Below are 25,750 nucleotides of genomic sequence, written 5' to 3' on the forward strand. Positions count from 1 at the left end.
TGGGAGGGAAACCGAGCCGCGTTGCGGCTCGGGGCCTCGCAAGCGAGGCCAAGGCCGGCCCTTCGGGCCGGAGTCCTCCGCTGCGCTGCGGACTGCTCGGGCTCCGCTGCGCTCCACCCGAGCGGGCACGCTGCGCGTGCCAGGGAGCTCCCGCGCGTAGCGCGGGAGGTGACCCCGTTTCAGGGGGTCTGGGCCTTCGGCCTGTTGGGGTGTCCGCTGCGCTCCCACCCCGGGCCCTTCCGGCTGCGCCTCCAGGTCCAGGGCCCGCTTCGCGGTCCCGGCCAGCAGCAGTGGGGAGGGCTGGGGCGGTCTGTCGAGTGCGGGGGCTTCGGTCAGAGCGATCCTGCCCGGATCGGCTCCGTGTCATGCCCGTTCGCGGTACAGTCATCAGTATGCATCATGCGGGATGTGATGCGTGTGGTTGTGTAGGATCCCGAGAAAATCGCTACCCCCTCCCTTGGCGGGGATTTCCCGTCAGTCGTTTTCAGTGGAGTGTCGAATGCAGAAGTCTGGTGACATCGTGCTGCGTCCTCACCAGGAGGAGGCGGTGGAGGCGATTGTCCGGGGGCTCGACATTCCGCCCGGGAAGCGGATTCCGGAGGCCGGTCTACGGGCTACGGTGGTGGCCGCGTGCGGGACAGGGAAGACGTTCATCGCCGCCGCGGCGGCGCTTCGTCTGGCCCGGCACGGACGGGTGTTGGTGCTGCTGCCCACTCTGGATCTGCTGACGCAGACGGCCCGGGAATGGAGGATCGCCGGACACACCGGACCCGCGGTGGCGGTCTGCTCGCTGGAAGACGACCCGACCCTGTGGAACCTGGGGGTGCGGGCGACGACGTCGGCGCCGCAGCTCGGGCTGTGGCACGGCCGGGGCCCCGTCACCGTCTACGCCACCTACGCCTCCCTCCCGGTCCTCGCCGAAGCCCACGAGGGCGCGTACGGGCTGCCGATGGACGTCTTCGACCTGGTGGTCGTCGACGAGGCGCACCGGACTTCGGGATCGGCGGGGAAGGCGTGGGCGGACATCCACCACCAGGAGGTCATCCCGGCCATGCGCCGGCTGTACATGACCGCCACCCCCAGGATCTGGAAGGAATACCCTCCACGCTCGCGGGCGGAGCAGGAGCTGTACAAGGCGCAGGTCGAGGTCGTGGACGAGGAGACGTCGGGCCGGACCCGGCGGGTGTGGGACCGGCTGCCGCGTGAGCTGGCCTGCTCGATGGACGACGAGAAGGTGTTCGGGCCCGTCGTCTACGAGCTGTCACTGGCGGCGGCCATCTCCCGGGGCCTTTTGGCGAAGTACCAGATCGTCGTCGCCGAGCTGACCGACCCCGTCGTCACCCCGGACCGGCTCATCGGCGAGGAGCGGTACGAGGAGCAGCTGCGGGGACAGCGGCTCGCCGCGCTGCAGACCGCGCTGCTGGAGACCATGGCCGCGCACGGACTGCAGACGACGATCACCTTCCACCACCGCACCATCGAGGCCGAAGCCTTCGCCGCCGGCCTCCCCCGCGTCGCGTCCCGGCTCCACGCCGTGGACCCGGTCCGGCACCCCGAGCGAGTGTGGGCGGGGTGGCTGTGCGGGGAACACGAGGGCGCGCACCGGCAGGCCGTCCTCGGCGACTTCGGGCGCAGGGCGGGGCGTGCCGTGCTCAGTAATTGTCGGGTCCTCGGTGAGGGAGTCGACATCCGGGCAACCGACTCGGTCGCCCTGATCGACCCGAAGGGATCGGCTGTGGACATCGTCCAGGCCATCGGACGGGCCCTGCGCCAACAGCCGGGACAGGGCAAAATGGCGACGCTCATCGTTCCGGTGTTCCTGGCCGAGGACGAGAAGCCGGAGGACATGCTTACCTCGAATTCGTACCGCCCTCTTATTCGGGTACTGGAAGGTCTTCGGGCGCACGATGAAAAGGCCGTGGAAATGCTCGCCATTCCACAGGAACCCCGGAAACATGTCGTCGACCCGTCGCTCCCGGTCGGTCCGGCACCCGCCGAGGGCGAGCAGGAAGACCGGCTGCTGCTCCGGTTCGCAGCCCCCCGCGACCCCGCACTGATCGCCAAGTGGATCAGCTACACCGTCATCAACACCGAGCGGCAGGACTGGCGCCGGGGCGTGGAGGCCGCGTACCGCTACCGGCAGCGGGAGAACCACCTGGAGGTGCCGTACGAACACACCGAGGGTGCTTACCCGCTCGGGCGCTGGCTCTCCGACCAGCGGCGCACGTACCGGGCCGGGCAGATGACCGGGGAACGGGCGGCCGAACTGGAAGAACTGGGAATCGTCTGGGACACCGCCGACCACGGCTTCGCCGAGAACCTCGCCGCCGCACGCCACTACTACCAACTCCACGGCACCCTCGCCGCCCCCCGACACGCCACCGCCCTCGACCGGGCGCTCGGGCAGTGGTTGACGAACATCCGACGCCCCGGCGGGCTCGGGAAAGACCCCCAACGCGCCCGCCGGCGAGCCGCCCAACTCGCCGCCATCGACCCCGACTGGAACCCCCGCGAACTGGGGTGGACGGTCGACTGGCAGCGGCACTACACCTACCTCGCACAGCTCCTCACGGAAGGCAGCCGGCTCGCGGACGTCGTGCCCGGGGTCACCCGGCACGGCGACGACATCGGACGCTGGCTCGCCACCCAACGGCGGGACTGGGACTGCCTGAACGCCGAGCAGCGGGCCCGGCTCGGCACGCTGGGCGTCAAAAAGGCCGTGGGGGCCCGTCAGGCCCCCGCCAAGGGCGCCGTGGAGTCCGGGGCGGGCAAGGGCGGCACGGCGTTCCAGAAGGGCGTTGAGGCCCTCGCACAGTACGTGGAGCGGGAAGGCGGCGGCCTGCCAGGCCGCCGGCACGTCGAACACCTGCCCGGAGCGGTCCACCGCACCGGTGTGTGGCTGGCCAACCAGCGCCAACGCCGCGATCGGCTCGATGCCGGGCAACTACGGGCACTGGCCGACCTGGGCGTGCAGTGGGCGCAGTAGGCCGGGCCGGGAGCGTCCCTTCGGTCCGGCCTTTCCAGCCCGGGTCGGGAGTGCAGGCGGCCAGGAACTCCGGCACGAACCCGACCAGCAGCCGTACGCCCGTCGGCCCTGTCGCCGGAGGCCGCCGTGGGTGTACCGACCGGGCTTGCGGGCGGCACCCACGAAGGCCCATGTGCCAGGTATCGCTGCGGCCCGCGGCACGGCGACTCTGCCCCACACCCGGCCCACTGCCAGGCTGAGCACGTCCAACCCATAGGTGATGGAGAGTCTGACCGTGCCCACCGCATTCCGCATCACGTGCTGCCTGTACCGCAAGGAGATTCCGCTCGCCCGAGACGTCGTCCTCGATGGCGAGTGGCAGCGTCGCTATCCCAAGATGCGCGGCATCCTCGCCTGCGAACGATGCGTCATCGACTACGGCTGGAACTGCTGCACCAAGACCGTGGGCGGTTTCGTCGACGGGCACATTGCCGCGCCCCAGGACCAGGTCGACATCGATTCCTGGAGCCACCTTCTGGAGCGCGGCACCTACCGGGCCCTGGTGGCGCTCCACCCTCGATCCGGCCTGCTCCAGGGGGCAGAGCCCTACCTGCGCTCGCTCGCCAGCCGCAAGCTCTCGGAGCCCCTCGCTCCCCGGTTGCGCCCCGCCCTGGACGAATGGGACGCGGCGCAGGGCATCGTGTGACTGTCGATCAGGTCCGGAACCCGGCTCATCGGTATGGCCGATCAGCGGACTGGTGTGAGAGCGCCGGATAACGCGCGGGGCCCCGAGGAAAAAGTTTCCTCGGGGCCTCACCCGACCGCGTCCAGATCTCCCGCCGCTGCGCTACGGGGACAACGCGGGCACGCCTGTGGCTGAGCACGTAACTTGGCGCCGTTCGCCAGTTGTGGCACTTACTTCGGGGTGTGCAACGCATGCGGGCCGCGCGCCTCTCGCGGCTGACGGCTAGGGCAGACCCACCAGCCCCCAGCCGCAGCGCGCTGCCTTGGTGGTCACGTCGCCCCATTCACGCAGAAGCGCTGTGAAGTCTTCGAAGGTGTCCGGGCGTCCTGCCCAGCCCTCGCATTCGGCGGCGAACGGTTGGCGCAGCTCTTCGAGGCGGGTTTCCACCTGCGTCCAGGCGTGCGCCTTGCCAGGCAGGGCCTTGGGCGGGCATACCAGGAGGAGCGATGGGTGCCAGCGGTCGGTGGCGGGCGGGAAGAATCCTCCGCTGCCGGTCAGCGCGGGGTCGTCGGCCGGGTCCGCGTCCCAGATCAGACCGTCGAGGAAGGTGTCCGTCGCCTCGCGCAAGGACGCGTCGAGGAGGGGCCGTATGTCGGCCCACGCATCCCCCGCGCGGGGGTGCGGGCGATAGGCGCCCGTGGTGGTGAAGAAGTCGTACTGGGCGCACCATGCGGACTCGCGGTCCGGGAGCCACGTCCAGCCGCCGCGCGGCCTGTTGAGGTAGTCCTCGTGGTCAAGCTCCGGTGGCCAAACGGCATCGTGCAGCGCCTCAACCCGCTTCTCGACGGGTATGGCACTCAAATATTTCCAGTCCGCCATGAACAGCATGAGATCCAAACCCATGGCGGCAGCATAAGCAGGGCAGCGCTGCATGCCGACTGGATACTCACATCGCCCTCGCACACCCCACTGCCAGACCACCTATCGTGCTCAACCGCCAACGCGTGCTCAAGCGCCAACTACGACGCTCAGTCACAACGCCTCGTGGTCTGCGTGCGGGCCTGGTGGGATCAGATGCCGATCTCAACGTAGTCGATGTCGGTGAACTCCAACAGCAGCCCCTGCGCGCGGCCGCCGCCGTCTTTGAAGTGGACCTCCGGAGCCCTTCGGCGGCGAGCGCCTGGAGCTCGGCTTCGGCGGCGCCGGCGTCCTGTGCGGCGACGCCCGCGAACTCGGGCGGGAGGTGCTGGGTGATGCGGCGCATCCGGCCGTCGTCCGTGGTTCCGGGGGCCGCGGTGAACCCGAACCGGGCGCGGGTCTCGATGACCAGTCCGGTCTGGCGGGCCGCCTGGTCCCGGGCGCGCTTGCGGACCAGGGGTTGCCACCGGCGCCGGACCTCCCCCACGAGACGGTCCGCGAGGACCGGCTTCGGCTTCCGGATCTGGTCCTTCACGTACCGCTCGACGGTGCGCTGCGAGATGCCCAACAGGCCGGCCACCGCCCGGGTGGACCCTTTGTGCTGCCGGACCAGGTATCGCATCTGCGCGCCCGTGCTCTTGGGGATCGGGCGAGTGAACGCGGCGTGGGCCGCGCGCTCCAGGCGATCTGCCGGTTTCGTGTCAGTGTACGACCTGGGCATCTACCGCCCCATGTCAGCACCCCGCCCCCCAAGCACCGTCCCATGTCAGTGAGCCGAATCCGAGTACCACCTCCACCAGCACAAACGGCATTACCTGACGCAACCTCACTGACACCACCCACTGACATGGAAGAGGCGCATCGCACCGAGGACTTCGCGGGCGCAGCGGTGTTCCTGGCGAGCCGCGCCTCCGCCTATGTCACAGGGCAGGCAATCTTCGTCGACGGCGGGTTCTCCGTTCACTAACTGATCGTTTCAGAATGAGGCTCGTAGGCGGCGCAGACAGATGAGGCTGCAGGCCAGTTCGAGCAGACCCTGGTGAAGATCGGCGCGTCGCTCGTAGCGGATGCGGAGTCGCTTGAATTGGTGCAGCCAGGCGAACGCGCGCTCGACCACCCAGCGGACCTTGCCCAGTCCAGAGCCGTGGGCGACGCCGCGTCGGGCGATCATGGGTTTGATGCCGCGCTTCCACAACAGGCGGCGGTACTTGTCGAAGTCGTAGCCCCGGTCCGCGTACAGGCGCCGGGGCTTGCGGCGGGGCCGTCCTCGCAGGCCCCGGATCGGTGGGACCGAGTCCAGCAGCGGCATGAGCTGGGTGACGTCATGGCGGTTGCCGCCGGCGAGTGGGGTCCCGTGGCGGTCGACGATCAGATGGTGCTTGGAGCCGGCACGAGCGCGGTCGACGGGTGATGGGCCGACGTGGTCCCCCCTAATCCGATCTGTAGGCGGTTCGAACTCGTTCGTGCAAGGGGCTCGAGTCGCTTCATGCCGGTGACGGATGTCTTGAGTCCCCCCTGGCCCGCGAGGCCTCCTCAAAGAGCGGCACCGTCACCGGCGAATTTCGCGGGGTGACGCGGACCCCGGGCTGATGTCTCCGTTTCCCCTGGCCTTTGAGGCCTCTGTCAAGAGCGGCACGGCCCGGGGTCTCCGTGACCACCGCGAAACTTGCGAGCCGCGGCCGAGCGTTAATCGTCACGGCGCGAGCCCGCCCAGGGTCGACCTCTTGTTCCACCCGCGAGCCTTCGAGCTCTGCAGAAAGATCGAGCCCCTGGGGTGCGCTGGTGTCGCGAACGGCTTCTGAGATGGCGGACCAACGAGTCCTGGGATTAGGGCGCCGCGTGACCCGCATGTGCTCGTGACCTGCATAGATGAACTGATCTGGGAGGGCAGCTTGACTATCTTCTGCGGGATCGACTGGGCGGAGCGGCATCACGACGTCGCCCTCGTCGACGACACCGGCTCCCTGCTCGCCAAGGCCCGCATCACCGACGACGCGGCCGGCTACAACAAGCTCTTGGAACTTCCGGCCGAACACGGCGACGGCCCCGACACGCCTATACCCGTCGCCATCGAGACCAGCCATGGTCTGCTCGTGGCAACCTTGCGTGCTGGCAACCGCAAGGTCTTCGCGATCAACCCGCTCGCGGCTTCCCGCTACCGCGACCGCCACGGTGTCAGCCGCAAGAAGTCCGACCCCGGCGACGCCCTGGTCCTGGCGAACATCCTCCGCACCGACATGGCCATGCACCGCCCTCTGCCAGCCGACTCCGAACTCGCCCAGGCCATCACCGTGCTGGCCCGCGCCCAGCAAGACGCCGTCTGGAGCCGGCAGCAGATCGCCAACCAGGTCCGCTCACTGCTGCGCGAGTACTTTCCCGCCGCTCTTCTCGCCTTCCAGAGCAAGAAGGGAGGCCTGACCCGTCCCGATGCCCGGCTCGTTCTTGCCCTGGCACCCACCCCGGCCAAGGCCGCCCGGCTCACCCTCGCCCAGTTGCGAGCCGCCCTCAAACGCAGTGGTCGCACCCGCTCTTTCGACGCGGAAGCCGAGCGCCTGCAAGCCGTTTCCCGCGCCGAGTACGCTCGCCAGATACCAGCAGTCGAAGACGCCTTCGGCCAGCAGCTGCAGGCCCTCCTCCCTGCAACTGGCCGCTGCCTGCCAGGCCGCGGACGACCTCGCCGCCGCCGCTGAAGAGTGCTTCCACCAGCACGCGGACAGCGAGATCCTGCTCAGCTTCCCTGGCCTCGGCCCCCTCCTCGGCGCCAGGGTGCTCGCCGAGATCGGCGACGACCGGGCTCGGTTCACCGACGCGAGAGCCCTCAAGTCCTATGCCGGCTCCGCACCGATCACGCGTGCTTCCGGGAAGAAGCGCTTCGTCGGACGCCGCTTCGTCAAGAACAACCGGCTCATGAACGCCGGTTTCCTTTGGGCTTTCGCCGCCCTCCAGGCCTCACCGGGGGCCGACGCCCACTACCGGCGCCGACGCGAACACGGAGACTGGCACAACGCCGCTCAACGCAACCTGCTCAACCGCTTCCTCGGCCAGCTCCACCACTGTCTCCAGACCCGGAAGCGCTACCTGAGATGTCTTTGAGGGCCCGGACGTGCGTCCCGTCCACGGCACAGTCGTCCAGGTCCAGCAGGTCGGCGCTCCGCAACTCGGCCAGTAGAGCCGCGTGCAGACGCGGCCAGACGCCGGCCTTGGTCCAGTCCCGCAGTCGGCGCCACGCCGTCACCCCGGAGCAGCCCACAGTCTCCGTCGGGACGTCGCGCCATGCGACACCAGTCCGCAGCACGTACAAGACGCCAGCGAGGGCCACCCGGTCGGGAACACGCAGTCGCCCGGGATAGCGGTAACTGCGCTCGGGAGTACGCGGCAACAGCGGAGCCACGCGCTCCCACAGGTCGTCCGGAACAAGATCAGCACGCACCCGGACACCCTGCCCACCGTGACCGCCAACGGCAAGACCCGCAGCTCGACTTTGTCTCGGAAGGTGTCTGGTGGTGAGTTGGCGGGGTGCGAATCGGATCAGCTCAGTTGTGGTGGGACCCAGGCGTGGTGCCGAAGGATCATGTGCGTTGCGGCGCGGGAGGGTGTCAGCCGCATCGCCGTGTTCCGCAGGGCGACGGCCAGTGGGTGGGAGAGTTGCTGGCCCATCCGCCCGGCCTGCCGGGCGGCCTGCGCGACGGCCTGGCTGCGAGGTCGGCGCTCGGCGTCGTAGCGAGCGAGCGCGGCCTTCACGGTGGGCTCGGTGGCCAGTGCGGCGGCCAGGGTGACCGCGTCCTCCAGCGCCTGGCAGGCCCCCTGTCCGAGGTTGGGGGTCATCGCGTGTGCCGCGTCGCCGAGCAGCGCGGTCCGGCCGACCGTGTACGAGGGGAGCGGTGTGCGGAGTTCGTTGACGTCGTGGTGCAGCACGGCGGCGGGCCGAGTCGCGTCGAGCAGGGCGGGGATCGGGTCGTGCCAGGTATGAAATCGTCTGCGCAGTTCGTCCAGCGGGTCGGCGAACCGCGTCCCGGCGGGGAGGTTGAGGACGGCGTGCCACTCGGCCCGCCCGTCGTGGAAGGCGATGTGCCCGAACTCGGCGCCGCGTCCCCAGGTCAGCTCGAAGTCGGTGCGCAGGTCGACCGCCTGCTCGGTGATGGCGCGCAGCACCGTCGAGCCGCTGTAGACCGGACCGGGGTGGGCTGGGAAGAGATGGCTGCGCACTTTGCTGCCGATGCCGTCGGCCGCCACTACAAGATCGGCGTCCAGGACCGTCTCGCCGCAACTGACTCGAACCGTCCCGGGGCCGGGCTGCTCGACCGAGTCCGCCTCGGAGCCGATCAGCAGTGCCTCGGCGGGCAGGGAGTCGCGAAGCAGCCGGTGCAAGGTGGAGCGGGGGATGCCCATGATCGGTGTGCCCACCGCCTTCTCCAGGGCCGAGCCGTCCATCCGGGCCAGCCAACTGCCCTGTGGTGTGCGAGTGCCGCCGTTGTACTGGCCTCGGGAGGCATCCCGTACCGCGTCGCCGACGCCGAGTTCATCCAGTGCCCGCAGGCCGTTGGCGGCCAGTGAGATGCCCGCCCCCGCGTCCTCAGGCATGGAGGCACGCTCGACGACCGTTACTTCCCATCCGATGCGGCGCAGTCCGATCGCGGCGGCCAGCCCGCCGATGCCCCCTCCGACCACCACTGCCGTGTTGCCCATACCGAAGCCCCCACTCTTCTACAGCTGTAGAAGGGTGACTCTATCTGAGGCTCTACAGGTGTAGAAAGGAGCCATGGTTTCGGATCGGCGCACCCTCCTCGCGGACGCGGCTCTCGACGTACTTGCCGACGAAGGAGTCCGCGGCCTGACTCACCGTGCAGTCGACCGCAAAGCGGCCATGCCGCCCGGCACCACGTCGGCGTACTTCCGCACCCGAGCCGCGCTTCTCACCGGACTGGTCACACGCCTGGTCCAACTCGACCAGGCGGAACTGCAAACACTGGCCGAAGAACTGCCACCTTTGCGCACCGTCGAGGAACTGGTGGACGGCATGGTGCTGCTCGCCCGACGGCGACTCACCGGCGAGGGCCGCCGCCGCTCGCTCGCTCGCTACGCCTGCGCCGTCGAGAGCGTGCGTGACCGTGAGCTGCGCGAGATTCTCGTACCCCGCGAGAACGCCGGCCGCGATGCTGTCCGGCTCTTCCTCGCCGCGCACGGCGTGACGGACGTCGAGAATCGCAGTCACATCCTGCTGACCTGCATCGACGGACTGGTCTTCGACCGGCTGGTGAGCGGCGGCGAAGTACCGCGCGAGGCCCTCGAAGGCCTGGTCGCCGCCGCCCTACGTTAGAACCCGGGCATCCAGGTCCCCCTCGAACTGGCCTGCAGCCTCATCTGTCTCCGCCACCCACGCGCTCATTCTGAAACGATTAGTAAGCCAACACGGGAGCGGTTCACACCCTCGTCCCCCGTCTTGAGCCCCTGACGAATGCTGCGGAGGACGAAGTGGTCGTGATGGCTGCTCAACGCCCGAGCATCGCCCCACCATTGCTGTTCAGGAATTCGCCCGTGATGTAGCGCGCTTCCGGCGAGGCCAGGAAGGCGACAGCAGCCGCGATGTCGTCCGGCCCTCCGACCCCGCCGACCAGGGTCTGAGCCCGCCGTCTGGCGAGCTCCTCCTCGTCTGCGGGCACGCCGAAGAACTCGGTGCCTGCGACGAAGCCGGGCACCACGACATTGGCTGTGGCTCCGTGCGGCCCCAACTGCTGGGCCAACGTGTGGTTCCAAGCCAGCAGAGCCGCCTTCACTGCCCCGTAGGCGCCGTTTCCCCGCAAGGCAGCGAGGGAACTGAGAGTGACCACCCTGCCACCAGGGCGGGTCAGGCGCGGCAGGAGCGCCTCGGTGAGCAGGACCGCCGGCAGAACGTTGTTGTCGAAGTCCCGCCGCCACCGCTCGGCGACCTCCTTCAGGCCACCCTCCCGCACAGGTGTGCCGCGCCTGCCCGCATTGTTCACCAGGACATCGACACGCTCGGGGAGTTCACCCAGCTTCTGTTCGACCTCTTCCGGAACAGAAAGGTCGACGGCGACGGCCTCCACGGGGTGGACCGCCTCAATTTCCTGGGCCGCCGCGCGCAAGACATCCGCTCGCCTCCCCAGAATGGTCACCCTGTCGCCCTGCCCGGCGAACCTCGCGGCGATGGCCCGGCCGATCCCGGTGCCACCGCCGCTGATCACTACCGAACGTTCCGTGCCGCCCATCAGACCCCCCGAGCCCTTGCCGCTCATGCCGCCCCCAACCCTGCCACGAGCGCCCGTCATCCCGACGACCGCCTCCACAGCGAGCGCGGCTACCCACCCCTTTGTTCACTGCACAACCAAGTGTGAAACATGAGCGACCTGGGGATTGCCGAAGATCCTGAACAACCCGACCTGACCCGCTCACGAACCGAGGCCAGCGCCCCATGCGGGGCGCTGGCCTCGGCCGGTTGGGCCCGCACCGTTCTCCGTCGGTCGCGCCAATGCCCGTCCTCGTCGTCCACCGCGGACCGGAGAATCCAGCGGTCCCGGATCGAACACGGGTCGAGATCCGCGGTGTTGTCGACGTGCCTGTCGGGGGCCCATCGTCCAGTCGGATCCGATGCGGCTCACGCTACCGCTCCGCCCCCGCCCCACGGCCAGGGAACCCACTCGTTCGGGGTGGAGCCAAAACAACTTGTCGGAGCCAGGTTGACGACCCTCACACGCTCCCCACGACCTCACGGTGGGGCCAACTTCAATACCCGAGTGGGGCCACTTGAAGTTGCCGCAAACAGGCTGGATTTCCTCGACGGTCTCGCCGTGTGCGTGGCGGCGGAGCGTGGTGTGCAGCATGTCGTCCGTGATGACTGGCGGCCGGCCGCCGTGGTTTCCCTTACGGGCTGCGGCGTCGAGCCCTTCGAGGGTGGACTCGTGGATGTTCTCCCGCTCTGTGTCCGCCATCGCCGCGAAGAATCCGAACAGCAGGCGTTCCGGCCCGTTGGGGTCGTACGTCCCCGGGAGGGGGCCGACGACCATTTGCCAACTCCTGCACGCACCTTGGAGGCGGTGCCATGGGTCTGCTCGCTTACTTGTGGCCCCGGAGGAAGGCCGGAATGTCGGCTCGGGTCGGGTAGTCGGGCAGCGGTGCGGGCTTGTCCTGGAGGAACGCGGTGATGGCGGCGGCTGCTCGTTGGTCGTTGTCACCCAGCCCGTTCCACATGTGGTGGCCGACGCCGGGCATGTACTGGGTGCGCTGGATGGCGGGATTGTCCGCGAGGATGGTTGTTTGCCACTGCCGGACCTGGGAGGAGCACTCGGCGATCATGAGCATCGCGGGTGTTCGGGAGCGCCTGAGCTGCGGGGTGATGGAGGGGGAGTCTTTGATCGTTTGCTGGATGCGGAGGCTGGCGGCGGCGCTGAAGGAGAAGTTCTCCGCAGTGTCCTCGACCGGGATGCGGTGCGCGTCCCGCGCGCAGTAGGCGGACGCGGTGTCGCTGCCGAGATCGGCAGCGGTGAAGGCATTGTCGCCCTCCGCCTGCCCTACCAGCCCGTTGTCCGGGCTGACCAGTCCGAGCCGCATGAGGCCAAAGGCGACCGCGTACCGCGGGACATGCGTGGAGCGCGGTCCGGTCATGGCCGGCGCGAGGTCGCGGGCCGACGGCCGGCCCTTCTGCTCGGCCATCCGGGCGCTGGGGCCGTCCATCGGGCCCGGCTCGGCGATGACCGCCCGGCGCAGGTGGTCGGCGATGGCAGGGTCGGCCAGCGCGCGGGTGAGCACGACCGCGCCCGAGGAGAATCCCAGTACGTCTGCGCGGCCCTTGCCGAGCTTGCCGACGAAGGCGCCCAGGTCGTGGACGGACCGGGTAATCGAGTACTGGACCATGGGCAGCAGGTCGCTGCGTCCACCACCGGCCTGTTCGTAGGCGTACACGTCGTAGCCCTGTCCCGCGAGCCGCTGCAGGAAGCGGTGGTCGAGCACCGAGATGCCGCGCACCGGGCCGCCGTTGAGGTAGACGAGCGGGACGCGCTGCCGGGGGTTGTTGCCGGTGGGCGGGTAGTGGTAGACCGCGACCCGGCTGCCGGTGGACAGGCGCCAGTGATCGGCGGTCACGAACGACAGGGCGGGCGGGTGGTGGCGCGTCGTGGGGACGGTGGGGACGCATACCGACAGCGTCAGGGCCGCTGCGACGAGCACCGGCAGGAAGGGCATCAGCCGTCCCCGCCACGGGCGGCGGCGGCCCCGCCACAGCGCTGCGAGAACCGCGGTGCCGACAGTCGCGGACCATGCGACTAATCCCGAGCCCGCGCCGTCGGTGGCGACGATCAGCGCCAGGAAGAAGGCGACCAGCCCTACTACCGCGGCGGTGGCCGCCAGCAGGCGGCCGACAAGGCGCAAGGGACGTATGGCGGACGGTGGCATGGTGAGCTCCCCAGAGAGTTTTGGAACACTGTTTTGAAACGATGTTATCAGCATGTGTAAACTGCTTTCCATGGGAAGGCCGAGAACGAACGACGCCGCCGTCAGAGAACGGCTCGTCGCATGCGCGACCGAGATGTTCGCCACCCGCCCGCAGGAGTCGGTCACAGTCCGCGCGCTGGCCACCGCCGCCGGAACGTCGACGGCGGCGGTGTACACCCTGTTCCAGGGCAAGGACGGACTGATCCGCGAGGTGCGCGACCAGGCGGTCGCCGGCCTGTTCCAGGACCTGACGGCCGTTCCCGGCTCGGAGACCGCCCTGGAGGATCTGTACGCGCTGGCTGTGGCGTATCGCCAGTGGGGACGCGAACACCACCACCTGTACGCGGTGTTGTTCGGTGGCGCACAGTCCTTCGTACCGTCGACCTGGGTCGGCGACACAGACCCGGTGCGACCGCTTGTCGCGGCGATCGACCGTGCCGTGGCGGACCAGATCATCGCGGGCGACACCACACTGATCGCCGTCTCGTTGTGGGTCGCCCTACACGGGCTCGTGACCCTCGAACTGGCCGGCGGCCTCGACGGCACCGCAGCCGAGACCGCGTTCCGGTCAACGATTGATGCCGTACTGCGCGGCTGGGCAACGCCCGCCGCCTTCCCTGGCCTTCGACGCCCAGACCCGGCGCCGTGAAGCGGTTGCTCCGTGGCCACACGAACACGACCGGCAGCGGGCCAAGCCGATACACACGCGCCCCGGCTGGCACAGAGCGGTTCACGGCTGTCGCTGCCAGCCATATCAACGGCCGCCGACTCACCAAGTGAAACGACGTCTATAAGACTGATCTTGGGTCCGGCGCCGGAGGCTGGGTGGCCAAGTGGCGACCAGGGAAGTTGACGCCGTCGCCCCAGAGCAGGGAGAGCCGGATGGCCGAGCCTGGAGACTTCAGGCCGAGCCCGCCCAGCCACTCGCTGGCGGGACAGTGGGCGCTCCCGGCGCGGTGCGGGCCGGGAGGCCTGGCCGTCGCTGCGGCTGCAGCCAGCTTGAGGCGGGAGTTCATATCCAGCTCGAACGGCCGTACGGACTCACGTGCGTCAAGAACAGCGGCGACAGCGCCCGCCGGTCCGCGTCGGTGAGCTTGTCCGCCCACTTCGGATCGGGCAGGACCTCCCCTGGACTTGTTCCGCACCCTCTTTATGTCGTCTTCGAGCAGCGTCCAGACCTCGATCAGGTCTTCCGGCTCCCAGTCCTGCCGCATGCGCCCTGCCCTTCGCCGTCACTCGTTCAGCTCGGCGACGCGCCCCGGGCAGGGAAGCGAGGGCTACGGAAGTTACCCAGTGCTACACGCCACCTGGCGGAAGCTGCACGAGAGCAGGGCCTTCACCGACCTCGTCGCGCAGAAGGGCCCGCACTCTAGGAACGCGAAGTACCGGTCGATCTTGCCGATCTTGGCTCGCATCGTCGACTGGGCCCGCTTACCCGGCCCAGCAAAGTACCGGTCGACCTCACGAGGAGTGAGTTGCCACGGCACCGTGCCGTAGAACTCACAGACCTCGATCACCGGCTTGATCAGCCCGTCCAGCGTCTCCTGCGCCAGCCCGGCCGCGTCCCGGGCCCACTGGTACTCCGACAGCGTGTCCAGGAAGAAGCTCTCCTCGACGTGCGCCGAGATCCTCGCCTGCCGGCGCCGCTGAAGCGTCACGACGTCGGCGAGCCCGGCCTCGACCGACACCGCGGCCGGGTCCACCGGCGCGCCCGGTTCCGGCACGGTGCGTACGAGCGACAGCGTGCGACTTTCGAAATCCGACACAGCGCCGCAGATTACGGCGATCACCCGCAGAATCTGCGAGTTACTGCGGAGATCTCACACCATCGAGTGAACGAGCCCAGCACCCTGATCTACCAGCTGAAATGCGTCTTCGACGCATCAGGTGACCGCGAACGAACCCGTACGTACTCCACCAGTCAAGAGCGGTCCCGGGAGGGATCTGAGGAGCTTCGGCCTGCCCGAATCCGGTCAGCTGCTGGCTAGAGTGCTGTCGCGAGGGTGTCCACGTCGTTCGTCACAAAACGATCTTGGACACCCTCGTTCTCGTCTCCGCAGGCACCCCTTGGACCACCCCACCAGGAGGAACCAGTGTCATACCCGCAACAGCGCATCCCCGAGGAGAAGCTCGCCGACGCGAAGAAGCTGTTGAGCCTCCCGCATATCGTCGTGATCTGCGGCTCCACCCGCTTCATGACCGAGATGACCGAGGCCGATCTGCGCGAGACCAAAGCCGGCAAGATTGTCGTCAAACCGGGCATTGACATGAAGTCGCCGCATGAACTTTGGTCCGACCCTGTCGAGGCCGAGGCGCTGAAGGTTCGACTCGACTGTCTGCACCGGGCGAAGATCCGGCTCGCTGATGAGGTGCTCGTAGTCGGCGACTACATCGGAGACAGCACCCGAGCCGAAATCGCCTACGCCCGGTCGCTGGGCAAGCCCGTGCGGTTCACGCACCCGGAAGTCGACCCTGACGCCTGACCTTCTCGCGGCGGTCTCGGCCGCCGCCCACCCCACAACCCTCCGCAGGCATACCTTGGAATTGATCATCTAGGGTCCGTCTTCAAATGATCGTTCGATGATGGATCACGGTGTCGTGATTCGTCGTCATGAACTGTCCGATGCCGAGTGGGAGTTGCTGGCCCCGCTGATACCGAGTGCCGGCAGAGGCCGTCCTCGCGCGGAGGACCGCAGGGTCGTCAACGGGATGGTCTACAAGATCCGGACCGGCGTTTCCTGGCGTGACCTGCCGGAACGTTACGGCTCGTGGAAGTCGGTCTACACCCGCTTCCGCCGCTATGCCAGCGACGGAGTGTTCACCCGGGCCCTGCAACAGATCCAGGCCCGGGCCGACGCCACCGGTGACATCGACTGGCTGGTCCAGATCGACTCCACCATCGTCCGCGCCCACCAACACGCCGCCGCCACCGGCCGAAAAGGGGGAAACACCGGACGGACGAACCGGACGATCACGCCCTCGGTCGATCCCGCGGAGGCCTGACCACCAAAATCCATCTCGCCTGCGATGGCCGCGGCCGGCCCCTGGCCGTACTGCCGACTCCCGGCCAACGACACGACGGCATCTGCGCACGACCTCTGCTCGAACGCATCCGGGTGCCCCGCGCCGGCCTGGGCCGGCCCCGTTGCCGACCGGACCACGTCATCGCCGACAAGGCCTACAGCTCACGAGGATTCCGCGCCTACCTGCGCAAACGCGGCATCGGACACACCATCCCGGAGAAGAGCGACCAGAAACGGCACCGCCGGAACCGCGGCCGCCGAGGTGGCCGACCGACAGCCTTCGACAGCGACATCTACCGCCGCCGCAACACCGTCGAACGCTGCTTCAACCAGAGGTCGCGGCCGGTGCGTGGGGCTCTGCGCCGTCGGATTGCGTGGGGGGCCGGTCCAGCAGCAGGTCGGTCAGGGAGTCGGCGAGGAGGCGGGCGCCGATCTCCTCCTCGTGGGATATAAGGATGACCTGCCCGGTATGCCCGTGGGGGCCTGGGGTCAGATCGATGGCCAGTCGGTCGCCTCCTCCGTTGTCGGCGAACGCGATCCAGCCTGGCGAACCGGCCAGTCCCTGCACGGCCGCCGTCGGCGGTGTCTGGACCGCTTCCATCGCCGCGTGATGCCAGGGGCACTCGCGGGTTCTCGCTTCGGCGACGTACAAGCCTTCGAGATCGAAGAGTTCGCAGCGGACCGCCTCGGAATGGCGGCTCGCCTCCTCGTGGTCGCCCCTCCAGTCCGCCCACTGGGCCCGTGTCACCCGATACAGGCTCTTGAGCTCCTCGGGCAGAGGGATGCCCAGACGCGACTCGGCCCCCGCGATCTCGGCGTCGGTGGCGCCGACGGCGTCGGGCAGTCGTCCGCGCACCGTCCGTTCGAGCAGCGCCAGGTCCGCCGAAGCCGCCGAAACCGCCCCCGGCGTCGGGTCCGGAAGGCGCCGCCAGGGCTCAGGAAGCGCGTCCTCAACCAGGACGAGCGCACCTGGGTTGAATGCGAAGCCGAGCTCCACCGCCCTGCTGGGTATGAGGAGGTGGAGCCGGGTGCGTCCCGACGTCTCCGTCTCCATCACGAATGTCACGGCACCGATGCCGTCCTTCACCAGGACGTCGCGCACCCGCAGCACGGCGTCGTTGTGCATCTGCTGCAGGGGCACGCTCCAGGCGCTGCGCGTGATACGGCCCACCACCCGACCGCCCGGCACGGCAAGCCGCTCGGCGTTCTCTGCCCGTATGAGCTGCAGCAGCGGCTCCCACGTTGCAAATGCATGGATCGACGACCGGCGATTCTCTTGATCGTTCATGAGGCCGACCGTACCCGGGGGGTCTGACGTTGGTCCTTCGGCGAGATGTCCTGGCCCCGTGCTGACAGGCGGCGTCCCTCGTCCGCCATCGGCTTCCCCCACCGTGCTGTGGGCGGTGGGCACCACTGACCTGCAGCGTCCTTGGACTGACGGGGTGGCGCCGGCCGCCAGCGCCGTCAAGGGATCGGCCAGACGGCCGGGGTGAGGAGGGCGACCAGCAGGACGCGCTGGATCGCGCCGAGCGCGGAGGGCGGGGGCAGGAACGGGAAGGTCATGGCCCCCATCAAAAACGGTGCTCTCTTGCTGTTACTGAGGTTTTCAGGGTGGGGTCGGTGGGTTGATAGCCAGGCTTGCGGTGGTGAGGCAGCCGTCGACCAAGTGGGGCCGGAGTTGGGTTCGCCGGACCCGCCGCGCCCGCCGGGTCGACTTCCCACCGGGATCGTGGTGCGCCCCGGATCCCAGGCGATCATCGACGAAGCACCGTGAGAGCCGGTTCAGCGCGGGGGCGGCAGTTTACGCCGCGCCCGCGCGGCCGGTGCTCCTCGCCGCCGCGGGCGGCGGTTGTCAGTTGATGCCGACGGCGGCCAGCGCCGTTGTCCAGTCGGTGGCGATGGCGCGCTGGGCCGGAGCGAGCTGGATGGTGCCCGCGCAGACCGCCTTGTACAGCTTGTATTCCACGGTGTCCTTGTCGCCCGCCGTGGAACCGCCGGCCTGGTAGCGGGGCTCGGGCCACAGGTTCTGCGGGCTGGTGGGTTTCCGCCGAGGCTGAGCGCGATGAGGTGGTCCTCCTCGTAGTCCGCCGTGTTGGTGTCGGCGTAGCCGTACTCGGCGATCTGCTTCACCTTCAAGGCGTTGGTGTAGCTGGTGGAGGGTCGGATCGAGGAGCTGTAGCCGCCCACGCAGATCGTGGAGTGGATGTTCGCCTGCGTGACGTTGGGGTTCAGCGCGCCCGGCTGACAGGAGGAGTCTGGCCGCGGCAGGTACGCCTGGGAGCAGGTGGCCGTGGTGGAGGCGGTGGTGGCGTGGGCAGTGCTGCCGGTGGCGGCGATCAGTCCCGCGGTGGCGAGGGCTATCGAAGCGGTGGTGGCGGTGAGGCGACGTATCGCACGCATGGGGATCTCCCGCAAGTGTGGGGGTGGTGGATGCCAGCCGGGCGTGGGGCTCGGCTGACGGAATGACACCATTCCCTGTATCTACGCGGATAGAGCCTTGCGGTGAACATCGGGTTATCTCTACTCGGCCTTCACAGTCAGGTCCGCCCGAGATCACCATCGGCCGCATATCGCACAGGGGTGACGTCCATCAGGGACCGCCAGTGGCCGGGCAGAGGGGGCGGCGAGGCACGCAGATGACAGTGACGGCAGTGGCGGCCCGTCAACTCCTGCAGTCCCGAACCGCTATGTCACGTCCTGGTGACAAAGCTGGTGAACGAGCTCGTCGAAGCCGCCGAGGAGAAGAACAGCGTCGCCATGGCCTCGAACGTCGACCGGTGGTGCGGACAGGGCAGGCACACGCCGAGCCGCGCTCCGTGGCGGCCGATGGCGGCAGTACACCATTGCAGGTCGGTGAGTGCGCTGCGGCCGAGGTTGAGGTGGGTGCAGCCGCCGAATCGAGAGCACGAGCGGCTCCCGGTATTCAACCCCAGCGGTAGCGCGCTGCTACTCGCACTGGTCAAGGTCTGGCGTGATTGGGCTGGGGGGGGAAGGACCCCGTGTGCTTCCGAGAGGTTGAGCCAGGGCCGACCACAGGTCAGCGGTAGAGGCTCCAGCCGCCGTACCTGGCTGTGAGCTTGCGGGCCTCATCAGTGTTCAGGCCAAGCGCGGCCGCCACGGCGGCGGGCTCTTGCGCGCGGGCATGCCGCGCCGGCCAGTGTGCGGTGCGCTGGGCGATGATCTCCAGTGTGCGGGCTGCCTTGAGTGCGGCGAGGGGTGCGACCTGGCCGAGTCGGTCGATCGCGACCGGACGCATGTCCATCGCGATGAGGCGTCGCAGCAAGATCCGCCCACGCTCGCAGCCGCACCGCGGACCGGCACGGTCGGCGCAGACGAAAGCTCGGACCGGGGGGCGCGGTGCTGTGCGGGGACGGTGTACCGGGTGCGCGCGAGACTGTCGCGCATCGTCGGGTGGCGCACACCGGATCGGTCCGGTGGCGCACATCGCGGGGCGCACCAGAGCGACGTCCGTCGTCATCCGGTGCCAGGCGAGAAGCATGGGAGCCCAAGCTCGCCGTGCCCCTCTTACCACCGCCCCGCCCCGCCTCGCATCGGAAGCGGGGCTCTTCGTACGGTGGGCACCAGCCCTGGGCGGCCCCTCCCATCGGCCCCGCTGTCCCCCTGGCTGTCCATTTCCCACGCAGCAAGATCAAAACAGGAGCGCCGTGTCCTACACCAACCGCTGGCATCTGCAAGGTTCCGCCGGTCACGCGTACTCCGGCGAAGAAGCTCGACACCTGCTTCGACACCGGTGGGACTGGGCGAGCCAGGAGACGTGGTTTGAAAATGACACTGGTGAGCGCCTGGCTGTCGTCACCAATGGCCAACGCGCGAAGGTCACATTGAGGGGTCGGTCAGGCGAGCTCGATGAGCACCTCGTCGATCCACGCGGCGCAGGCTGCTCCGGCGGCTACGTAATGTCCACCGGACAGGTCGATAGCTACGACGACCGCGACACCGTCACCTTCGATGCCGCCGGCCATGCCGTGGCACACCTCATCGAGCATGGCGTCTGGCCCCCGAACGTGACCGTCGAACGCGGCCGGGTGAATGACCGCGGCTGGTAAGGCGCCCTCATCGCTCGGCTGCCCTTGAAGACCCGCGTCCACTTCGGCCGCTTGCCAATTGTCCGTGACCGCACTCGGGCTTCAACCGCCTGCTCTCCACGCTGACCGACAACTTCCCCGCCCCTGCTGCCTTGCTGGCTTCAAAAGCGACGGCGTCCGCTGTCAGAGTGCCGGGCCTTGAGAGCAATGCTCGGAACCTGTGGATCGGCGAGGGAACGCGAAGGGCGTACCTTCCCGAATGATCCTTTGATGGTCTCCGAATAGGCCCGCGTTGCAGCGCGGGTTGGGAAGGCACGCCCGTGCTCAGCGTAGTCACCGACGACGGCTCGACCCAGTCCGGCTCCCTGATCGACGAAATCGTCCGTGAGGGCGCCCGCCGGATGCTCGCCGCCGCGCTGGAGGCGGAAGTCAACCAGTACATAGCCGAGTTGACTGCCGAGACCGATTCTGCCGGCCGACGTCTCGTGGTCCGCAACGGCCACCATCAGATCCGGACCGTGGTCACCGCGGCCGGCCCGATCGAGGTCAGGGCACCGCGGGTGAACGACCGCCGCGTCGACGAAGTCACGGGCGAGCGCAAGCGGTTCTCCTCGAAGATCCTGGCTCCGTGGTGCCGCAAGTCGCCGAAGATCTCCCGAGGTCCTGCCGCTGCTCTACCTGCACGGATTGTCGTCCGGGGACTTCGTGCCCGCTCTGGAGCAGTTTCTCGGCGGCACCGCCGGCCTGTCGCCCGCCACCGTGACACGGCTGACCAGGCAGTGGAGCGACGATCACGCCGCCTTCCAGGCCCGGGACCTGTCCGACCGCGACTTCGTCTACGTGTGGGCCGACGGCGTGCACCCCAAGGTCCGCCTCGGCCAGGCGCACTCGTGCGTCCTGGTCCTGCTCGGGGTCCGTTTGGACGGCACCAAGGAACTCATCGCCCTGGCCGAGGGCCTGCGGGAGTCCACCGAGTCGTGGGCCGACCTGCTGCGAGACTGCCGCCGACGCGGCATGCGTGACCCCGAGCTGGTGGTCGGCGACGGCGCGATGGGCCTGTGGCGGGCGCTCGCCGAAGTGTTCCCGGCCGCACGGCCGCAGAGGTGCTGGGTCCACAAATCCCGCAACGTCACGAACTGCCTGCCCAAGTCCGCGCAGCCCGGGGCGACGAAGGCGATGCAGGAGATCTACAACGCGGAGGACCGCGGCCACGCGGAGAAGGCGATCGAGGCGTTCGCGAAGACCTACGGCGCCAAGTTCCCCAAGGCCGTCGCGAAAATCACCGACGACCGGGAGGAACTCCTGGCGTTCTACGACTTCCCGGCCGAGCATTGGATCCACCTGCGGACCACGAACCCGATCGAGTCGACGTTCTCGACGGTCAAGCTCCGGACCAAGGTCACGCGAGGTGCGGGCAGCCCGGCGGCCGCGCTCGCGATGGTGTTCAAGCTGGTCGAGTCAGCTCGGGCTCGATGGCGTGCGATCACCGGTGCCCATCTGGTGCCCCTGGTCCGCGCCGGGGCACGGTTCGAGAACGGCGTCCTCGTCGAACGCGAGGAGCAGGCAGCCTGATTGGCTGAAGGAGCCACCAGCCGACCCATGGCTGAGCTGGCCTATCCTCAGTCAGGCTGATTTGGGGCGGCGAGAGCTTGGCGCGACTGGACTACCGCGCCCAGCGTCCCATGGCTGGCGCGGTGCCGATCAGGCACTCGATGTCGGCCGGGAAGCCGGCGAGGGCGTAGGCGGTCAGGCGCAGGTGGCCCTCAAGGCAGACCAGGTTGTCCTGCCTCTCTCCGACGAGGTGAGCGGAGGAAATCGCTCACCTCTGATGAACGCGTGGGCCGCGTCGACGAACGGTTTGTTGGGCACGTCGAACGCCCGTAGCCCTGCCTTGATGCGTGCGGCCGCGTCGGCCGGCCGGCGGCTGCCACCCGACAGTTCGACCCAGTAGGGATAGTCGAGGTACCGCACGTCGGCCGCCTCGTCGGTGGACAGGAGTGCCCTGGTCCACGTGACGTGAGCAGGGAAGTTCTCGAACAGGTCACGGTTCTCGCCGTACCCGCGTCGCGGCGAGCAGAGCGCGACGTGCGAAGTTCGCTCCAGCGTCGGAGAGGTCCGGATGCGTCAGCAACTGCTCTGCCTGCCCGGCTACCGCCAGATGGGACCGGAGGTTCTGTCCGAACCTCTGGCTAGACAGCTCGCCGCTCAAGAAGCAGGCGACCATCTCGTCCTCATTGCTCACACCCAGTACCTGCACGACCGTCAGCATAGGATCGAACTCGGGCGGTGCCGCAGCCTGCTCGCACGTCATCTCGTTCACAGGTCTTGACTATTGCTCTTTCTCACCCTGCCCTACCGTCTACCCAGCGTGAGTCCGTTCTCGTAGGCGATGATCGCCAGGTGGACGCGGTCCCGGGCCTCGAGCTTGGCGAACAGACGCGCGACATGGGTCTTCGCCGTCGCCCCGCTGATCACCAACCGCTCGGCTATCTCACCGTTCGACAGCCCCTGTCCGACCAGTGCCAGCACCTCGCGCTCCCGGTCGGTGATCCCAGCGATGAGACGTGAGTCCTGGGCGGGCTCGGTGGCCGGTGCGGGGGCCGCGGGGGTGGCGGAGGTTCCGGCGAAGTCGGCGATCAGCCGTCGGGTGACGCTCGGCGCGAGCAACGCGTCGCCGGCCGCCACCACGCGGATCGCGTCCAGGATCGCGTCCAGGGCCATGGTCTTGAGCAGGAATCCGCTGGCGCCGGCGCGCAGAGCGCCGTAGACGTACTCGTCGTCGTCGAAGGTCGTCAGCACCAGCACTTTGGGCGGGTCCGGCTCGGCGCTCGCCTGCCGGGTCGCCTCGATCCCGTCCATGCCCGGCATCCGGATGTCCATCACCACGACGTCCGGCCGCAGCTCGCGCACCAGGCGCACCGCCTCGACGCCGTCGCCGGCCTCCCCGACCACCTCCAGGTCGGCGGTGCCGCCGATCAGGATCCCGAGCCCGACCAGCATCAGCGGCTGGTCATCGACCAGCAGTACTCGCACGCTCATGCCGGGAGCCTCGCAGCCACCCGGAATCCGCCCTCCGGACGCCGGCCCGCGCTGAACTGGCCGGACAGCAGCGACACCCGCTCGCGCATGCCGAGCAGGCCGAAGCCGCTCCCGCCGGCCGCCGCCGAGCGCCTGGGACGGCCGGGCCCGCCGGGACCATCGCCCCCGTCGTCCACCACCTCGATCGTCACTCCCTCCGGCTCGTATCCGACCGCGACCCGGCACGTCCGCGCCCCGGAATGCCGCACCACGTTCGTCACCGACTCCTGGACGATCCGGAACGCCGACAGCTCGATCTCCGGCGGCAGCAGGCGCCGCTCGCCCCGCCAGGCCACGTGGACCCGCACCCCGGCGTCGGCCGTGCGTTCGGCGAGCCGCGGGATATCCGCCAGGCTGCCGGCCGGCGCCAGCGGAGCGGCCCCCGGCATGGCGTCGTCCGGCTCGGCGCGGCGGAGCGCTCCGAGCATGCGCTGCAGCTCGAGCAGCGTCTGGCGGCTGGTGGACTCGATGCCGGTCAGCGCCTGCCGCGTCTGCTCGGGCTTGGTCTCCACGACCCGCGCCGCCGCTCCCGACAGCACCGTGATGATCCCGATGCTGTGCGCGACGCTGTCGTGCAGTTCGCGGGCGATCCGCAGCCGCTCGGCCATGACGGCGCGGGCCGCCCTCTGCTCATGCAAGGCTCCGAGGTACTCACGGCGTTTGCGATACACCCCCCCGAAGACCCACGCGACCGCGAACCACAACGCGAACTGCCCGGCCCACTGGGCCGCGTCGCTGACGGTCTCCCCGGGGTAGACGTGGATGTTCTCGACGAACGCGGCCGCGACGGCCGCGACGGAGCCGACGGCGGCAGCCTTCGGCCGCCGGACGGCGAGGTGCCCGCCCAAGAAGACGAGCAGGACGAACACGATCAAGGGCCGCACGCCGAAGAGGTCGCCGAGGACCGATTCGCCCAGGATCGCCGCGAAGACCGCCGCCGGCAGACGGCGCATCAGCAGAACCGGAAGGGCGAGCACGACGCACAGACCCATCATCTGGAAGGGCCCGAGGCCGGGAAACCGGAACAGGCCGGGACCACGACGGATCGACCAGCAGAGCATCAGCGCGTAGAAGCAGGCGGTGGCCAGTACCACGGCCCGGTCCGTCAGCCAGGTCACGCGCTTCGATGTCGAGAGACGCTGGAGAAGCTCTTCCATACGGAGATCGTATTCAGCGGCGTCGGCTCCGCGCGTCGCCCCGGGGATGTACGCGGGGTACACCCCCGGGCCGACGGCCTGGGGAACGGTGACATCCACCGGCCGACGCGACGGAGGAGCTGCGGAACCTAGCGTCGATTCCATGAAACGCAATTGCCGTATCAGCGCTGTCGCGGCGCTGGCGCTCGCCGCCCTCGTCACCGGAACCGGCACCGGGTTCGCCGCCACGACCACACCGGTGGCCACGCACGCGTTCGACACCGCACCGGCCACGGCCACGGCCACCGCGCCCACACGGTCCTTCCAAGGCACCCTCCCCGCGCCGACCGGCCCATACGCCGCCGGCAAGGAGGTCATCCACCTCACCGACGCGAACCGTACCGACCCGTGGGTGCCGTCATCCGGCCCCCGCCAACTGACCGTCACGATGATCTACCCGGCCGTCCCCGGGACCGGGACTCCGGCCCCTTACATGACCCTCGGCGAGGCAGCCGGAATCCTCCAGCGCCAGAAGACGCCGGCGAGCTCCGGCGTCACCCCGCAGACCCTTTCCAGCGTCACCACCCACGCCTTCGACGGCGCGCGGCCGCAGAGGGGCAAGTATCCGCTGGTGGTCCTCTCAGCCGCGCACGAGAACCCGCGCATGACGCTCACCGCGCTCGCGACCGACCTGGCCAGCCACGGCTACGTCGTCGCGCTCGTCGGCCACACCAACGAGGACAGCGGCGAGACGCTGGCGAACGGCCAGACGTCGTCGTGCGTGATCTGCGACAACCCGGCGCTCAACCTCGACTCCGTCGTCGCCAGCCGCGCGACGGATGTGTCCTTCGTGATCGACCAGTTGACGCACGGCAATACCGCGTGGCGCCTGGCACACCTCATCGACAAGCACCAGATCGGCATGGCCGGACACTCCCTCGGCGGAGCGTCGGCCGCCGCCACGATGATCGCCGACCCGCGAGTACGGGCCGGAGTGAACATGGACGGCACCTTCCACCCGACCCCGATGCCCGGCCAGATCAACCGGCCGTTCCTCATGCTGGGCACGGCCGAAAGCCACTCGGCCGGCGGCCACAACACCACGTGGGAGCAGGCATGGGCCGCCCTCGGCGGCTACAAGGAGTGGCTGACGGTCACCGACGCCGACCACTTCAACTTCAGCGACCTGGACCTGCTTAAGAAGCAGGCCGGGTTCCCGACGCAGGGCCTCTCCCCGGAACGCGGGCTGATGATCACCCGCGAGTACGTGACGGCGTTCTTCGACCAGACGCTGAAGGGGTTCCACAGTCCGCTGCTGGACGGCCCCTCGCCGAACAATCCGGAAGTACTCTTCCAGCACTAAGGGTTGTCCCGTAAATGATCTTCGGGGCGGCTCTGACGTCGTGGGCCGTGAGTGGGCCGCTCGTTTATCCGGCGAGGGCGAGGTTGTGCAT

At 68.9% G+C, this 25,750-nt stretch carries 18 protein-coding genes and 7 pseudogenes; 12 read left to right on the forward strand and 13 right to left on the reverse strand.

From position 1 onward, the window contains the following. Positions 1–499: 499 nt before the first annotated feature. A complete protein-coding gene (locus tag ACFVXJ_RS30370; RefSeq protein WP_389666587.1) occupies positions 500–2,986 on the forward strand; it encodes a Helicase associated domain protein in 2,487 nt (828 codons plus the stop codon). Between the two features lie 274 nt (positions 2,987–3,260). Further along, positions 3,261–3,671, forward strand: a complete 411-nt coding sequence (locus tag ACFVXJ_RS30375) for a hypothetical protein (protein WP_389666589.1) — start codon at positions 3,261–3,263, stop codon at positions 3,669–3,671. Positions 3,672–3,932: 261 nt separating this feature from the next. Here ACFVXJ_RS30375 and ACFVXJ_RS30380 read toward each other — a convergent pair whose 3' ends face one another. Together ACFVXJ_RS30380 and tpg are read right to left on the reverse strand one after the other, a co-directional pair. Next, entirely contained in the window at positions 3,933–4,553 is a 621-nt protein-coding gene (locus tag ACFVXJ_RS30380) for a hypothetical protein (protein WP_389666591.1), read from the reverse strand. A gap of 167 nt (positions 4,554–4,720) precedes the next feature. After that, a pseudogene (gene tpg, locus ACFVXJ_RS30385) lies at positions 4,721–5,289 on the reverse strand (telomere-protecting terminal protein Tpg). A gap of 42 nt (positions 5,290–5,331) precedes the next feature. Between tpg and ACFVXJ_RS30390 the strand changes: the two are divergent. Then, positions 5,332–5,535, forward strand: coding sequence for an SDR family oxidoreductase (locus ACFVXJ_RS30390; RefSeq protein WP_389666592.1), 204 nt, complete (start codon positions 5,332–5,334; stop codon positions 5,533–5,535). A 9-nt stretch (positions 5,536–5,544) separates the two neighbouring features. Here the strand turns inward: ACFVXJ_RS30390 and ACFVXJ_RS30395 are convergent. Next, a pseudogene (locus ACFVXJ_RS30395) lies at positions 5,545–5,997 on the reverse strand (IS5 family transposase); the annotation flags it as partial. A gap of 448 nt (positions 5,998–6,445) precedes the next feature. Between ACFVXJ_RS30395 and ACFVXJ_RS30400 the strand changes: the two are divergent. Continuing rightward, a pseudogene (locus tag ACFVXJ_RS30400) lies at positions 6,446–7,661 on the forward strand (IS110 family transposase). On the opposite strand, the pseudogene ACFVXJ_RS30405 reads toward ACFVXJ_RS30400, so the two are convergent. Together ACFVXJ_RS30405 and ACFVXJ_RS30410 are read right to left on the reverse strand one after the other, a co-directional pair. After that, positions 7,657–7,998: pseudogene (locus tag ACFVXJ_RS30405) on the reverse strand (transposase); the annotation flags it as partial. The pseudogenes ACFVXJ_RS30400 and ACFVXJ_RS30405 overlap by 5 nt on opposite strands. A gap of 98 nt (positions 7,999–8,096) precedes the next feature. Next, complete coding sequence (locus tag ACFVXJ_RS30410) at positions 8,097–9,254, reverse strand: FAD-dependent monooxygenase (RefSeq protein WP_389666593.1); 1,158 nt, start codon at positions 9,252–9,254, stop codon at positions 8,097–8,099. A gap of 73 nt (positions 9,255–9,327) precedes the next feature. Here ACFVXJ_RS30410 and ACFVXJ_RS30415 point away from each other — a divergent pair, with 73 nt between their 5' ends. Beyond that, positions 9,328–9,885, forward strand: a complete 558-nt coding sequence (locus tag ACFVXJ_RS30415) for a TetR/AcrR family transcriptional regulator (protein WP_389666595.1) — start codon at positions 9,328–9,330, stop codon at positions 9,883–9,885. Positions 9,886–10,057: 172 nt separating this feature from the next. On the opposite strand, the gene ACFVXJ_RS30420 is transcribed toward ACFVXJ_RS30415, so the two are convergent. Both ACFVXJ_RS30420 and ACFVXJ_RS30425 read right to left on the reverse strand, forming a co-directional pair. Beyond that, a complete protein-coding gene (locus tag ACFVXJ_RS30420) occupies positions 10,058–10,822 on the reverse strand; it encodes an SDR family NAD(P)-dependent oxidoreductase (RefSeq protein ID WP_389666597.1) in 765 nt (254 codons plus the stop codon). Between the two features lie 817 nt (positions 10,823–11,639). Continuing rightward, positions 11,640–12,974 (reverse strand): alpha/beta hydrolase, encoded by a 1,335-nt coding sequence (locus ACFVXJ_RS30425; RefSeq protein WP_389666599.1) that lies wholly within the window; start codon positions 12,972–12,974, stop codon positions 11,640–11,642. 70 nt (positions 12,975–13,044) lie between these two features. Here ACFVXJ_RS30425 and ACFVXJ_RS30430 point away from each other — a divergent pair, with 70 nt between their 5' ends. Then, positions 13,045–13,662, forward strand: a complete 618-nt coding sequence (locus tag ACFVXJ_RS30430; protein ID WP_389666601.1) for a TetR/AcrR family transcriptional regulator — start codon at positions 13,045–13,047, stop codon at positions 13,660–13,662. 718 nt (positions 13,663–14,380) lie between these two features. Here the strand turns inward: ACFVXJ_RS30430 and ACFVXJ_RS30435 are convergent. Beyond that, positions 14,381–14,716, reverse strand: a pseudogene (locus tag ACFVXJ_RS30435) (site-specific integrase); the annotation flags it as partial. Positions 14,717–15,106: 390 nt separating this feature from the next. Here ACFVXJ_RS30435 and ACFVXJ_RS30440 point away from each other — a divergent pair. From ACFVXJ_RS30440 to ACFVXJ_RS30450, 3 genes and pseudogenes are all read left to right on the forward strand, one after another. Continuing rightward, positions 15,107–15,496, forward strand: a complete 390-nt coding sequence (locus tag ACFVXJ_RS30440) for a hypothetical protein (RefSeq protein WP_389666603.1) — start codon at positions 15,107–15,109, stop codon at positions 15,494–15,496. A 100-nt stretch (positions 15,497–15,596) separates the two neighbouring features. Beyond that, positions 15,597–16,016 carry an IS5 family transposase gene (locus tag ACFVXJ_RS30445; RefSeq protein ID WP_389666615.1) on the forward strand — a complete coding sequence of 140 codons (420 nt, stop codon included), beginning with the start codon at positions 15,597–15,599 and terminating at the stop codon, positions 16,014–16,016. Continuing rightward, positions 15,995–16,309 (forward strand): annotated as a pseudogene (locus ACFVXJ_RS30450) (transposase); the annotation flags it as partial. The gene ACFVXJ_RS30445 and the pseudogene ACFVXJ_RS30450, both read left to right, overlap by 22 nt. Positions 16,310–16,361: 52 nt before the next feature. Here the strand turns inward: ACFVXJ_RS30450 and ACFVXJ_RS30455 are convergent. Together ACFVXJ_RS30455 and ACFVXJ_RS30460 are read right to left on the reverse strand one after the other, a co-directional pair. Then, positions 16,362–17,324, reverse strand: coding sequence for an SMI1/KNR4 family protein (locus ACFVXJ_RS30455; protein WP_389666605.1), 963 nt, complete (start codon positions 17,322–17,324; stop codon positions 16,362–16,364). 1,749 nt (positions 17,325–19,073) lie between these two features. Next, the gene (locus ACFVXJ_RS30460) at positions 19,074–19,319 is read right to left on the reverse strand and encodes a hypothetical protein (RefSeq protein WP_389666607.1); all 246 of its coding nucleotides are present in this window, start codon (positions 19,317–19,319) and stop codon (positions 19,074–19,076) included. 382 nt (positions 19,320–19,701) lie between these two features. Between ACFVXJ_RS30460 and ACFVXJ_RS30465 the strand changes: the two genes are divergently transcribed. Next, a complete protein-coding gene (locus ACFVXJ_RS30465; protein WP_389666609.1) occupies positions 19,702–20,103 on the forward strand; it encodes a hypothetical protein in 402 nt (133 codons plus the stop codon). Between the two features lie 299 nt (positions 20,104–20,402). Further along, a pseudogene (locus tag ACFVXJ_RS30470) lies at positions 20,403–21,654 on the forward strand (IS256 family transposase). A 469-nt stretch (positions 21,655–22,123) separates the two neighbouring features. Here the strand turns inward: ACFVXJ_RS30470 and ACFVXJ_RS30475 are convergent. Genes ACFVXJ_RS30475 through ACFVXJ_RS30485 form a run of 3 tightly spaced genes read right to left on the reverse strand, consistent with a single transcriptional unit; the run spans position 22,124 to position 24,317 of the window. After that, complete coding sequence (locus ACFVXJ_RS30475) at positions 22,124–22,402, reverse strand: hypothetical protein (protein WP_389666610.1); 279 nt, start codon at positions 22,400–22,402, stop codon at positions 22,124–22,126. 32 nt (positions 22,403–22,434) lie between these two features. Continuing rightward, positions 22,435–23,121 carry a response regulator gene (locus tag ACFVXJ_RS30480; RefSeq protein WP_389666611.1) on the reverse strand — a complete coding sequence of 229 codons (687 nt, stop codon included), beginning with the start codon at positions 23,119–23,121 and terminating at the stop codon, positions 22,435–22,437. After that, positions 23,118–24,317 (reverse strand): sensor histidine kinase, encoded by a 1,200-nt coding sequence (locus ACFVXJ_RS30485; RefSeq protein ID WP_206308887.1) that lies wholly within the window; start codon positions 24,315–24,317, stop codon positions 23,118–23,120. The genes ACFVXJ_RS30480 and ACFVXJ_RS30485 overlap by 4 nt, the downstream gene beginning before the upstream one ends. A gap of 142 nt (positions 24,318–24,459) precedes the next feature. On the opposite strand from ACFVXJ_RS30485, the gene ACFVXJ_RS30490 reads away from it, so the two are divergent. Continuing rightward, positions 24,460–25,659: an alpha/beta hydrolase family protein gene (locus ACFVXJ_RS30490; RefSeq protein WP_389666613.1), complete on the forward strand. Its 1,200-nt coding sequence runs from the start codon at positions 24,460–24,462 to the stop codon at positions 25,657–25,659. The last annotated feature ends 91 nt before the right edge of the window (positions 25,660–25,750 follow it).

Origin of the sequence: Streptomyces sp. NPDC058279 (assembly GCF_042881255.1) — a bacterium.
Taxonomy (GTDB): domain Bacteria; phylum Actinomycetota; class Actinomycetes; order Streptomycetales; family Streptomycetaceae; genus Streptomyces.